Raw genomic sequence first — 13,522 nt, 5'->3', positions numbered from 1 at the left:
TCAATACATGAATCCATCACGGTTTTTTTAATACTAGTCTTCCTTGGCCTGTCTAATAGTCTATTTAGACCGTCTGAGCCGTAAATTACAGGTGTTGGTAGTTTTGTGGGTAACATACAAAGGGTTAAAAGGATTGGTTTCTGTAGCGCTTCTTAAACGTCTTTTTCTATAGAGCAAGAGCTCAATAGAACTTATAGAAAGCAATATTACTAGTCAGCTATAGATTATAATGTTATTGAAAAACTAAGTTTTAATACCCAATTTGATTACAATGTGTTTTCAGATCATCAGTTTGCTACAGACCTGAAACTTCCTAAACAGAATATGGCTATTTCCTATAGTATTGGAAATAGCCATATTAGTCTTAATCTGGTTTTAATAGATTTTCTTGATAACAATGTTGATTTCGAAAAACGAAGTACGACTAACCTTTTTGATGAAACCACCTCAGAAAGTCTACGACGCTACATCATCTTAAGTTATACCTACAGATTAGGGAGCCGAAAGCAACAAAAAGCTGTTTTATTCCTTCAATAATTTTAAAGTCGATTTACTGCCGTCTTCATGTATGACTTCTAAAAAGTATAAGCCTGTTTTAAGCCCTGAGATATCGATGTCTTCATGCTGATTATTAAATTCGTATGCTTTAGCACCATGAATGTTATACAACACGCCAGATGGTACGGCTTTTGAAAGACTAAAAGTCCCCTTTACAGGATTTGGAAATAGCTGAAGTGCTTGATTATTTGAAGCTACCTCATCCACGCCCAAGCTACTTAAGTCTAAATGGAATGTAAGTGAGTAAACTCTAAACCTTGGTGTAGTACCTGCAGTAGCATTTGTAAGGTTAGTTACTAACAATTCCATAGTTTGCGCCGCTTCAGTGATAGTGACAGGCGTATTAAATTCATAATATAAATCATCGGTATCGCTAGTACTAGTGTACTCAAAACTTTGGGTCTCACCGCCAATGGTCACATCAAAGTTTGCCGTATCACCTTCACGCGATCTTACTCTAAATGTGATCTTTTCACACAATACAGATTCGGTAGCCTTTACATTGATATTGAAACCATCGCCTCCGCCTTCTGTTCTCGATTGTATAAATGCTGAGTTTGCAGTTGCATTTCCTATTAATTCTCCATAGACATCTGTACTTTCTGGTTCAAATTGTTGAGCTTCTTCCGTTGTATTAAGTGTGATTTTAACCACAGGAACTGTTGAAACTTCCTCAGATTTAATTAAAAAATTATTTTCATCTATGAGTGTGAAAACGATACCGATTGCCGATTCAGGTACTTCAGCAGTAATCGTATTACCATTAACAGTGGCACCTATTTCAAACCATTCTTGATTATCTTCAGTATAAAGTAAATATGCTTTGTTAATCGCTGCTTCACCTGATTCTGTTGTAACGCTTGTAGTAGCAATTCCCGTATCTTGATTAAAAGAGCTTGCAATAATTGAAGGTACATTATTCTGATTTGCTAACGGTGCATCAGAGCCTGAGTAATCTGGATTCCATTGTGGAAACCTAGCGTCGTTATCGGCTAAAAATGTTTCTAGCTTGTTTGTCAGTTCATTTACAACAGTCGCATCAGCTGTATTGATGATGTTCGTAGTTTCTTCTATATCATAATTACTTCCATCAGTATTGTACAACTGATACAATTCATAAGAATTATCAACGTGATTTTTATAAAATTTATACTCGTTACTTCTAATAGCCGATTGCATTTGTATATCTTTATTATGCGGGAAATGCCAATAAAGATCTGTTCTTTCATTTCCATTCGCATCTGCGATAACAGTAGCTTCATTCTTTAAAAATGGATATAAATCAACACCATCTAATTTATCGGTAACACTTGCAGGAGCATCGGTGTCTGTTATAGATAAAATGGTTGGGTAGAAATCTAAATGCGAAACAACATTGTTATAATCTCCTACTGCTACATCAGGACCTGTAATAACCATAGGGGTACGAATACCACCTTCTTGAATATACTTTTTACCTTTATCTAAAGGGGAATTATCTGTAATGATTTCTGGGCCAGCATTCATTACACCTCCATTATCAGATGTAAATATGATATACGTTGTTTCGAATAATTTTTTACCTGGATGTCTTGGGTCATCTGTTGTTTTCAAATAATTGACCACTTTACCTAAACTCCAATCTAAAGAGGCAACCATAGCGCCATAATATGGATTTGTTTGTCCTCCTGTTGTAATATCTGTATCTGTCGTTGGTACAGGAATCCCTAATTTATCACAATAATAGGTTAGCAAAGCTAAATCTCTAGTTTGTATAGGTGTATGCACTAACCACGTAGCCATATATAGGAAAAAAGGCTCTGAATTATTAACTTCTAAAAATGCTAAAGCTTCTTCTGTTACGGCATCATAAGGTCTTCCGTCCTCATCAATCATATAAGGATCATTGGGATCACTTGTTGCATAACCTGTACTTCTATCAGGCATGCCAGATTGAATACCTCGACCAGTGTATTGAGAATCAAAGCCTTGGTCTACCGCTTCAGGAAATCGATTATGACTAGAGGCCATATGCCATTTACCAACATGACCCGATACATAACCTGAAGGTGCTAAAGCTTCAGCAATGGTCGTTTCTTCAACATGTAACCTTCCTTTGTAAAAAGGAGGAATCATTTTATCATTATTATTGTTAGTATTGACTTCTGGGATTCGTCCACCAGAGACATGTGTCATTCCGGTTTGTGTGGTATGACGACCACTCATCATCGCAGATCGCGATGGTGCGCAAGTAGGAGCAGGCGAGTAGGCCTGTGAAAAATTAGCGCCTTCTGCAGCTAAGCTTAACATGTTTGGAGTTTCCCATGGCACTGGCGTGCCTTCGTCATTCAATTGGGTGTCTTGCCAACCCAAATCATCTACATAGAATATAATCACATTTGGCCTATCAATGGTTTGGCCATAAATCTGTGGTGTTAAAAATAGACTAAATAAAAAAAATAGTGTAGTGTTTCTCATCTTAAAATTATTTTGGGTAAAGTTAGATTTTATAGAGAGTTCACTTATGCTATAATTACCCAAAACCTTTCTGAAATCACCCTTCAAATTTCTGAAATCACCCATTTACATAGGTAAAACGGAATTTCTAGGGTGCTAATAGAGTTGTCTGTTTTAAAATGTTAAATCACTATTTGTCAATAGTATAGTTGGCAATCTAATTGAGCTCAGACACTAGCGTTTTACAGCGTTCTCTGTATTCATTTAAAATCTCTAAATACTCTTTATTTCCAACTAAGTTATTCTGCTCTTTTGGGTCGTTTATGATATCAAATAGTTCTTCGTAAATAGGTTTTTCATCCGTTTCAATAGATTGATTTGGGACATATTTATTTCGGTCACTTTCTTTACTGAAAGAGCGAATGTATTTAAACTGTTTACTACGAACCCCTTCCTGTCTTGGATAGCCTTGGTCTGTAAATAGGTTTTCTAAAAAAATGTCTTCACGCCAATCTGTGTTTTCATCGTCTATTAATGGTAGCATACTTTTTCCTTGATAGGATTGTGGTGTTTGTACACCACACATTTCTAAAATAGTTGCAGGAATATCTTGTCCAACTACCAATTCGTCAATCACTTTTCCTTTTGTTTTATCCTTGAAAAACGGGGAATACACAATCATTGGTACATGAACCGATTCATCATACAAAATGGTTTTGCCGCCTAAGCCGTGTTCGCCTAAAAACAAACCATTGTCGGAACAAAATACAATAATGGTATTGTCGGCTTCTCCTATGTCTTCTAGAAAGTCACGTAGTTTGCCTACCATGAGATCGATAGCATAATTAGCGCGATCCATTTTTAGCTTTTCATTTAATAATTTCCCTTTTTTAGACGTCACATAATATTTCATTAAATCGGATGTGGCATACACTTCTTCCGGCAAACTAATAGCTTGAGGGTAGTTATCTGGTAATTCCATTTTATGCTTTACATCATCGTATTTTGTTTTGTAATATTCTGGATCTGTGTCGCGAGAGCCCATACCGCCAATACTGGACGCATGCGGAAGATTTAAATTAATCCAAGCTGAAAAAGGCTTGTTAGGATCTCTTTTCTTTAATTGATTTTTAATAGAAGGATCCGCATTTTCATAGAAGTAATCGTAATCATCTCCTTGTGACAAATAAGCTTTTGTCGCTTCTAGTAGGCCTTCAACTTGTGTTTCGTTTTTAAGATTGTTGAATTGCTTGTGCTTTTTGGCTGGATAAAATCCTAAATGCCCATTACCATAATAACTGAAATCGGTATTTTCAACTAAAGGTGTATCTTTTCGGTCTCCAATTTTGGTGTGGTGTTTCCCAATAAAAGCCGTGGAATACCCCGCTTTTTTTAGTTGGGCTTGCCAGCTGTTTTGGTAGGTTTCTTCAGAGATCACATGTTTTGAAACATAGGTGAATCCAATTTTATTTTTGCGTTCCCATTGCCCAGTAAAGATATTAGCTCTACTTGGGCCACAAATAGGACTTGTAATATAGGCGTTGTTAAAAAAGACCCCTTCCTTAGCTAACTGATCTATATGTGGTGTTTCAGCTATTGGGTCGCCTGTCATGCTCAGTGAATTAAACCGTTGGTCATCCGAAAAAACAAAAATAACATTCGGTTTCTTTTGTTCTTCTTGTGCTTTGCACGCTATAAAAGAAGCGCATATAAGGATGCTGTATAGAATAGTTTTTTTCATGTGTTTATATGTATGGTTTATTTAAGGTCACACGCTGTTCGCTATTAATCATTATCCTTTCGTGATAAAATGTTGAACATGCTCGTTTCATAATACGTTTAGTAAGAACTGTAATAGTCGTGACCTGGTAGTCGTTTTGTTTTTTCACCATAACCGAATAGATTTTGTTCGGCTTCCGATTTTGGTAATTCTTTAATGCTTAAATCTGTTTTGTTTATTTCTTTGGAAGTAATAATAATAGATTCATTTTGCTTTAAATCAATGTTATAAGAACCATCTTCAGATTGATTGATAACAACCGATTTTCCATCGATATAAAACTGTGGGTTTTCAAAATCAACTTGAATGACACAAGCTTTTCCTTTTAAACTTTTTACAGATACAAACTCTGTGTTTCCATCTATTTTTTTAGCACTGACTAAAAAGGCACCTTCTGTTCTTAAGTTGTGAAACGCAACATCTTTCCATTTTTTCGGGCTTGCAGGAAATACACGTATTTTCCCTCCCCAACTTTGCAACATCATATCGTGTAAGCTCGTGGCAAAGGACAACGGACTTTCAATAACCGGATTTATTTTTCCTTCGGAATACATCGTTGTAGATGAAATGTTTTTATGTTTAATTAAAAAATCAAGATAATAATACGCTTTATCAGCATCACCTAAATTGGCATACATTGAAGACGCTCCAGTCGCTGTATAACCTGTAACTGGCATGGCTTTGATTTTTTTGCCACTATTAAACGTCACATCTAACCAATGGTCTAGAGACGTCCGTAATAATTTTTTATCTGCTTCTTTTTCTGGTGTAATCACCATTAAAGGATAATAGGCGAGTAGATGTGAATAGTGCCTGTGCGGATTTTCAAAAGGTCTGTCTTTTCCTACCATAAGACCGTTTTCATCAATCTGAAACTCCACTAAATTATCCAATAAGTGTTGCCAATCTTTTTTGAGCGGATCGTTTATGTGATGCTGATTATCAATATCAATTAATGTTTGAGCACTCCAACGAATTAAAGCCAACGTAAAATTAATATCTTGACCACGTCCTGGTTTGTATTCGGGAGACCAACTGTATTTAATATGAATTTTGCCATCGTCGGCGTCTACAGGATTGTCTTTAATATAGTTGAGGTAACTATTTACGGTCTTCTTTAAAATCGGAAACAATTTATCGCGCATACGACTATCATCGCCTGCAAATTGGCAATGCAACCAATAATCGTTTAACATCCATGCTAACATATCTGGGACTTTTGCGCCGTTGAAAGCAATAAGGTCTTGCGGCATTAAAGCAGCAACTGCAGCACTGTTTTTCCAATGTTTTGGTGTGTTTCCTTCTAAATTAGCAGTGTATTTATCAATGTTATTGGGTAAAGATTCACCAATAGCCATTCTATTAGCAGTTAAATGCGTCCAATAAATCAATTGTACATTTAAATCGCCCCAAACCATTGGCCAAAATGTTCGGTTATACCAAGGTCCCATTAAATCTAAAATTGGGCCGTTTCCTCTAGAAGCAGAACCTAGTTTATACATTTGTATCCAATAGAAGGACTCTTTTTCAGCATCATTAAGCGTTAAAAAACTTAAGGGATAGTAGTCGTGCCACCATTTTTGGTGGGTAGAAATAAAGTTGTTTTTTTTGATTAGATCCTCAGCCGTTTTTAAATTTTCGGTAACAATGTCTAAAGAATTATGCTCAGGAAAACTGTGATGTACACTCGCTATTAATTGTTGTTTTCCTGAAGTTGGACCTGTTGTTTTCCACCCTGTTGTGGTTTCTCCTCTGTTATCAAATAAGGCTTGATAGCAGAAATTATAACCATTTTTTTTACTGAATTCTGCCTTTGGTGCCATTTCCAAAGTCACCGCTCGCATTTTATCCCAAGTGCCACCTTTTGGACCGCCACCGCTTTTTAGAACTTCATAAACTGGAGGAATAGGGGCTTCGGCATGCCAAGTAATTTCTACATCTTCATTTTTAGCATCGGTTTCAAAATAAATGATATCCGTGGTACTATGGGTAACCCCTTTAATGGTATAGCTTCCTTTAGATGTTGTTATGGTTCCTGTTAATTCTGCATTCCATAAATCTAAACGCATATCTATATCGGTGATTTTTCCTTTAGATTTTAGCTTAAAATGACCTAATGGTAATCTGCTTCGTTTGATCCAAAGCATTTCATCAGCCTTTGTTTCAGCTTCTCTATGATCGTAATAATCATGACGACCTATATGTAATGAGATGACATTGTCTTTTTCCACTGGACTTTGATATAATAGAAATCCAACATTACCATTTCCTGAATAAGGTGCAGTTTGCCATTTATCTGGAACAATATCCCAAAGCATGTCGTGTTTAGACAAAAAGGATTCGTAATCCACTTTAAAATCGACCTGATTATTCTGAGAAAATAAAGGGCTCGAAATAATGATAAAAAGATATAGAATACGTAATTCAAATTTTAATCGAAACATGGACTATGATTAGTTTATACATTGTGTAACAAATATATTTTATTAACTAATGAAAACCGTTCTCTAATCTTGCAATTCGTTTCTTTATTTCAACATTTGGTCAATACACAGTAGCTAAATCTATATTTAAATATGAAATAGGTTGCCCTTAAAAAAAACGAATTGCCCCTAAGAAAGTAGCGGATGATCCGCGATAATTTACTTAAGTATAAATTGAGTAAACAAATGGTCGATAACAGTAAACAGATTTTAGTCTTAATTCATAGGTTTACGATATTAATTCCAATATCCAATCTAAATCAACATGTACAAATCTATAATCGCAATTTTTGTTTTATGTTTTAGTCAAAATATACTAGCACAAAAACAAGCGGATACCAGTCGTCCAAATATCATATTTATTTTTGCTGATGATATGGGAATAGGTGATGTTTCTCATACCACAGGAAAAGCTGCAACACCACACTTAGATCGTTTGGCAGAAGAAGGTATTCGTTTTACGGATGCACATACATCATCGTCTGTTTGTACACCATCTCGTTATTCACTTTTGACGGGTCGTTATAATTGGCGTACAAGTTTATCTAAAGGGGTTATTCATAAACCGACTACCAAACCGTTGCTAAAAAAAGAGGAAACAACGGTCGCTAGCTTATTAAAGCAAGCAGGTTATCATACAGCAATTATTGGCAAATGGCATTTAGGTATCGAATGGGAATTATTACCTGACTTCAAGAAAGAAAAATGGCAAATAGGTGGCGGATGGAATATCGATTACACAAAGCCTGCCGTTACGCCAACAAGTAATGGTTTTGATTACTATTTTGGAATCGCCGCTTCTTTAGATATGCCTCCTTATGTATATATTGAAAATGAAAAAGTGACAGAAATCCCTTCTGTTATGAAGGACCCAAATATTCGTGGTCGAAAAGGACCTGCAGGCCCTAGTTTTAAAGCGGGTCATTGTTTACAAGATTTTGCAGAGAAATCCGTGACCTATATAAATGAGCGAGCTAATGAAAAAGAACCGTTCTTTTTGTATTTGCCATTAAGTTCGCCACACACACCTATTGTTCCTAGTGAAAAATGGCGAGGAAAGTCTGAATTAGGGCCTTATGGTGATTTTTTAATGGAAACAGATTGGGTTGTTGGCGAAGTTTTAAATGCATTGGACAAACAGGGCTTAACCGAAAACACCATTGTTTTATTTTCTACAGATAATGGGTGTTCACCCGCAGCAAAAATTCCAGCTTTACAAAAGAAAGGACATTCACCTAGTGGAAATTTAAGAGGAAACAAAGCCGATATTTACGAGGGAGGCCATCGCGTTCCTCTTATTGTGCGTTGGCCAGAAGTTATCAATGCAGGAACACAAACAGATAGATTAACCTGTTTGACGGATTTTATAGCTACATGTTCTGAGATTACGGATATAAAATTAGAAGGGACATCAGGTGTAGATGCCGTTTCCTTTTTATCCACATTGAAAGATCCAACCATTACAAACAGAGAAGCCATTGTGCACCATAGTATTAATGGCTCTTTTGCTATTAGACAAGGCAATTGGAAACTAGCACTTTGTCCTGGCTCTGGAGGTTGGAGTACGCCAAGAGCAGGACAGACTCCAGCAGGATCACCTAGTGTGCAGCTATTTGATTTAGCCAATGATATCGCAGAAACCACCAATTTACAGGATAAATATCCTGAGAAAGTTGAAGAATTAACCAAATTACTTCAGTCTTATGTAGATAAAGGAAGAAGTACACCTGGCGAAATTCAAAAAAATGATAGAGACGTCAATATCTATTCAGAAGATATAGCAAAATAAATTACAGCTTTAAAAGGAATAAAAAAATAAGGTTCTACCACGAATGATGTGGGACATAAGAAATTAGAAATTAGAAAAAATGGAAAAATAACTATACACTATTAAACTAAAGATTCTCAATTAGATTGTCCCCTTGAGGGGACTTTAGGGGTGTTCTTGGTCATTTTTTCCTATGAAACGCCTAGATAAACACAGTTTCTACCCACACAAATAATGGTAGAATCAAAAATAATGTAAACGAATGAAAAAAATAATCACCTTATTATTAGCACTGTGTATTGTGCCATTATATGCACTAGACATTCATGTCGCCACAAATGGTTCTGATGCTAATGAAGGCACAGCGTCTAAACCTTTGCTAACCATAAAAGCAGCACAAGCTAAGTTAAGAGCTAGTGGACGTTTAGGTAAAGAACCCTGTAAAATCATAATTCATCAAGGCACTTATAGGTTAAAAACGCCTTTACAAATTACAACTGAAGATAGTGGGACGGCACAATTTCCTGTTATATATACCGCAGCTAAAAATGAAGAGGTCGTTATTACTGGAGCACAATTAATTACTTCTAAATGGGAATTATTTAAGGATGGCATCTATAGAACTCTTGTTGGAAATTTAAATGCTATAGATCAACTTTTTGTAGAGCATAAAAGACAGCATATGGCACGATATCCTAATTTTAACGCAGGATTTATACCTACCGATGGAGATCCTTCTGTACGTGGAAAAAAAGCAGGAACCGTTCCTTTTTCAGGAGCAGCTCCAGACGCTTGGGATGCTAAAAAAGCAGCTGAATGGGCAACTCCTGAAGGCGCCATCTTAAATGGTATGCACAGAGGGCTTTGGGGTAGTCAACATTATTTTGTAACTGGTAAAAACGATAAAGGCGAATTGATTTACGAAGGTGGTTGGCAAAACAACCGATCTGCGCAGCCTCACAAAGGCTATCGCATGGTTGAAAACGTTTTTGAAGAATTAGATGTGCCAGGTGAGTGGTATCATAACACCAAGGATGGTTGGTTGTATTATATGCCAGAAGCTAATGTGAACCTTAACAATACAAAGATTGAAGCGGTCCTTCAAATTAAGCACCTTATTGAAATTTATGGGGATCATAAACTACCTGTTGAAGAAATGGTTATTCACAACAGTGGTAATGCACATAAAGAGACCGTTGTTAAAAACTACGAAACGACTAATCCAGTAAAACATATTCAGATTTCTGGTATTCACTTTACAGGAACAAAAAGAACCTTAAAAGAAACGATTGAGCCTTTACTAAGAAGTGATTGGTGCGTATACCGTGGAGGTGCTATTCATATTCGTGGGACAGAGCATATTGTTGTTAAAGATTGTTCCTTCGAAGAACTGGGCGGAAATGCTGTATTTATTGATAGCTATAATCGTAATGTAGAAATTAAAAGCAACTTTTTTCAGAATAATGGTTCTACGGATGTCAACTTGGTAGGTTCATTTGCTGCGGTTCGTGATCCCGCTTTTAATTTTCACCATCTTCCACCTGCCATGGATGACATAGATACTACTGTTGGACCAAAATCTGAAGATTACCCAGCAGATTGCCTCGTGGAAGATAATCTGATGATGCGTTGTGGTCGTTTTGAAAAACAAGCCTCAGGGATTAATATTTCTATGTCATCACGAATTACCCTTCGTCACAATACCATTAGTCACACACCAAGAGCAGCCATAAATATTTGTGATGGCACTTGGGGAGGTCATATTATAGAATGGAACGATTGTTTTGAAACTGTATTAGAAACGCACGATCATGGTGCTTTTAATTCTTGGGGAAGAGATCGTTTTTGGTTTAGAGCTTCCCCATCAGGACCCGATTTAATGGATGAAAAGGGAAAACCCATGATTAGCAATTATATAGAAAAGTATCCGAATATGCCTTTATGGGATGCTTATCAAACCACTGTAATTCGAAATAACCGAATGCAATGCGATCATGGTTGGGATATTGATCTCGATGATGGCTCTACGAATTATGAAATCTATAATAATATAAGTTTATCAGGAGGTATAAAAACTAGGGAAGGCTATCATCGTGTTGTTACCAACAATGTCATCCTTGGGAAAGGATACACCTGTAATGTACCATATCCTAAACCAACACATGATGTTTTTGAAAGAAATATTCTATGGGGTTCACCAACGTATCGTTCTAGCAATCCAACGCTTTGGGGAGGAACTAGAAATTTCAATTTTGTTCATAATCCAGATGCTAAAAATGTGGTACCGGCTTACGGCGTACAGCAGCAAACACTAGATGATGCAGAAAGTCTATATGGAAATGTTCTGTTTTCGGGAGAACCTCAACATGGCGACTTTACAGTTTCAAATAATTCAGAAGCATTACAACTTGGATTTAAAAACTTTCCGATGACTGGTTTTGGTGTGACTTCTGAAAAATTGAAGTATTTGGCAATGCAACCACAAATTCATATACCAAAAGAAATAGCCTCTAATGTATTTGTGAAGTCTAAGTTAAAAGGATTATTTGGAGCTAAGTTTAAAACGCTAGAAACAGAAGCGGAACTTTCTGCAACAGGAATGTTTGACACCTATGGAGTTTTATTGGTTTCTGTTCCTAAGAAAAGTAAATTGGCAAGGATGGGGTTTAAAGTGGATGATGTCGTGATCGAATTAAATTCGGATAAAATAAAAGAAGAACAAACTTTTTTTAAATATATGAGGAGCTTGCCAAAGGGAAAACACACTGTAAAAGTTTGGAGGCACCAAAAACAAGTTACTTTTTCTTTTATAAACTAAATAACAGAGTAACGTCCAGTTTTATCATACTTAAAAAATAAATTGATGAATACAAAGAACAGAATAAAAGTAAATAAAGTCATTTTATCAATACTTACAATTAAATTATTTGCCGCTTGTGGAGTGCAACAAGAACAGCAAACGAGTTCTTTAAAGGCTGATATTTGGACCATTGCGTCTCAAGAAGACTGGCAAGCGAATATAGCTACAAAATCAAACTTGGAAATCACCAATGGAAAAGTGGTTCCTACTGCAAAGGAAGCTGTTTTTAAAAGTTCAATGAAACAATTTTCGAAAAAGAAATCTGCAAAATCCATTACATTTTCACAATCACCAGAATGGTTAAATTGGGAACAAATTGCGCCTGTAGGACCTGCAAACTTAGGTGATGCGCCTGTAGCATTGCAGTTAGGCGATGGAAATTACTGGATGTTTGGTAGATATGATACTAGAAAAGATAACAAACGACCAGCATCTTTTAAAAGTAAGGATACAATTTTAAAAGGTTATGATGTGGTGTTAAAAACAACACATCTTAACAACCAATTTGATGCTCCAGGAGGATTAAAAAAATCAGAAAGGGGTTACCATGCTTGGCAAAGTATTGATATGAAAAATTGGGTGCATCATGGTCCTGTATCAGATGCGTCTTCACGTTGGGTGACTTCCGCAGAGTATGTTGATGGAAAGTTTTATTTTTATTACGATTTTCCAAACGATCAAGATCCACATTTACTTATTGATGAAGATTTAACGGATGGTAGTCTTGGTAAAAAAATGGGCATGGCTTTTAAAGATCCATCAGATGGTTCGGATTGTGCAGTCATCAGAGATTTGGAAGGTAATTTCCATATTATAGCTGAAGATTGGTCGCCTATTGATGCTTCTACGCATGCTTGGGATTCTCCATTAGCAACCCATGCGGTAAGTAAAGATGGTTTTAATGATTTTAAAATTTTGAATCCTCCTGTTGATGAGCGTACCCAACCCACAGGAAAATTTGCAGAATATGCACATCCACATTGGTTTAAAGAAGACCCTGATAACTATCCAGGAAAGGTTTCACAAGTTGATATTCCAAAACAAAGGATTAAAAAAGGTGATGTCGTTGCTTTTGGTACTTACGAAATCCACGAACCAGAACAGAATGCATTCGGAGATTGGGCTTCTATCGCTATCGGAGGACAGTACTATTTGTTTGCTGACTATGATCCTGCAGGTAAGACAGGTGGTAAACATATGAGTGCTGCTTGGTTTACGTCTAATGACATCAATAAACAATTTGAATTTTGTGGAAATATTGGACAAGGCCATCCAGATCCAGATATCATGTTTGCAGAAGATAAATACTACCTACTTACGCAAACAAAAAATGATTATGTAAGTACTGGTCCTTGGGTGGAAACTGTAGAAGTAAGAATGGGCGTTGATACCACTAATGATGGACGTATTAACTCGTGGAGTAACTGGCAGCATGTAAAAGAACAATATGACTATATAGAAGGTTTTTCTAAGCAGGTTGAAAAAACACCAGCACAGTTGAATTTTTCAGACTTACCAAAAGGCTATGGTTTTCAATTTGAAGTTAAAATGACTGATACCACAGAAAATGAATCAAAACCAATTTTAGATGAGGTCGTTGTTTCGTTTGAGGAATAAGATGCTTAAATCACCTTCAA

General features: G+C 36.3%; 7 protein-coding genes. 4 read left to right on the top strand and 3 right to left on the bottom strand.

Annotated features, from left to right (window positions below; genetic code table 11):
- The first annotated feature begins 273 nt into the window (after positions 1 to 273).
- On the top strand, positions 274 to 537 hold the full coding sequence (locus K1X16_RS04890; RefSeq protein ID WP_225035255.1) for a hypothetical protein: 264 nt from the start codon (positions 274 to 276) through the stop codon (positions 535 to 537).
- Here K1X16_RS04890 and K1X16_RS04885 read toward each other — a convergent pair.
- The 3 genes from K1X16_RS04885 to K1X16_RS04875 form a co-directional block, all read right to left on the bottom strand.
- Positions 523 to 3,015 (bottom strand): sulfatase-like hydrolase/transferase, encoded by a 2,493-nt coding sequence (locus K1X16_RS04885; RefSeq protein ID WP_225035254.1) that lies wholly within the window; start codon positions 3,013 to 3,015, stop codon positions 523 to 525. The two genes, K1X16_RS04890 and K1X16_RS04885, sit on opposite strands and share 15 nt — an antisense overlap.
- A 196-nt stretch (positions 3,016 to 3,211) precedes the next feature.
- Positions 3,212 to 4,735, bottom strand: a complete 1,524-nt coding sequence (locus K1X16_RS04880) for a sulfatase-like hydrolase/transferase (protein ID WP_225035253.1) — start codon at positions 4,733 to 4,735, stop codon at positions 3,212 to 3,214.
- 98 nt (positions 4,736 to 4,833) lie between these two features.
- Positions 4,834 to 7,218, bottom strand: a complete 2,385-nt coding sequence (locus tag K1X16_RS04875; RefSeq protein ID WP_225035252.1) for a glycosyl hydrolase family 95 catalytic domain-containing protein — start codon at positions 7,216 to 7,218, stop codon at positions 4,834 to 4,836.
- Positions 7,219 to 7,522: 304 nt separating this feature from the next.
- On the opposite strand from K1X16_RS04875, the gene K1X16_RS04870 reads away from it, so the two are divergent.
- The 3 genes from K1X16_RS04870 to K1X16_RS04860 all read left to right on the top strand — a co-directional run bounded on the left by K1X16_RS04870 (position 7,523) and on the right by K1X16_RS04860 (position 13,502).
- Positions 7,523 to 9,046, top strand: coding sequence for a sulfatase family protein (locus K1X16_RS04870; protein WP_225035251.1), 1,524 nt, complete (start codon positions 7,523 to 7,525; stop codon positions 9,044 to 9,046).
- A 241-nt stretch (positions 9,047 to 9,287) separates the two neighbouring features.
- Positions 9,288 to 11,843 carry a right-handed parallel beta-helix repeat-containing protein gene (locus K1X16_RS04865; protein ID WP_225035250.1) on the top strand — a complete coding sequence of 852 codons (2,556 nt, stop codon included), beginning with the start codon at positions 9,288 to 9,290 and terminating at the stop codon, positions 11,841 to 11,843.
- 45 nt (positions 11,844 to 11,888) lie between these two features.
- Positions 11,889 to 13,502 (top strand): hypothetical protein, encoded by a 1,614-nt coding sequence (locus tag K1X16_RS04860; RefSeq protein WP_225035249.1) that lies wholly within the window; start codon positions 11,889 to 11,891, stop codon positions 13,500 to 13,502.
- The last annotated feature ends 20 nt before the right edge of the window (positions 13,503 to 13,522 follow it).

It is taken from the genome of Winogradskyella sp. SM1960 (genome assembly GCF_020179375.1).
Lineage (GTDB): Bacteria > Bacteroidota > Bacteroidia > Flavobacteriales > Flavobacteriaceae > Winogradskyella > Winogradskyella marina.
This window is presented reverse-complemented; position numbering and strand designations above follow the sequence as displayed.

What these genes read in the sequence shown, in the direction of transcription:
- K1X16_RS04885 (WP_225035254.1), bottom strand. Translation starts at nt 3,015, where the DNA reads ATGAGAAACACTACACTATTTTTTTTATTTAGTCTATTTTTAACACCA.
- K1X16_RS04870 (WP_225035251.1), top strand. Translation starts at nt 7,523, where the DNA reads ATGTACAAATCTATAATCGCAATTTTTGTTTTATGTTTTAGTCAAAAT.
- K1X16_RS04875 (WP_225035252.1), bottom strand. Translation starts at nt 7,218, where the DNA reads ATGTTTCGATTAAAATTTGAATTACGTATTCTATATCTTTTTATCATT.
- K1X16_RS04880 (WP_225035253.1), bottom strand. Translation starts at nt 4,735, where the DNA reads ATGAAAAAAACTATTCTATACAGCATCCTTATATGCGCTTCTTTTATA.
- K1X16_RS04865 (WP_225035250.1), top strand. Translation starts at nt 9,288, where the DNA reads ATGAAAAAAATAATCACCTTATTATTAGCACTGTGTATTGTGCCATTA.
- K1X16_RS04860 (WP_225035249.1), top strand. Translation starts at nt 11,889, where the DNA reads ATGAATACAAAGAACAGAATAAAAGTAAATAAAGTCATTTTATCAATA.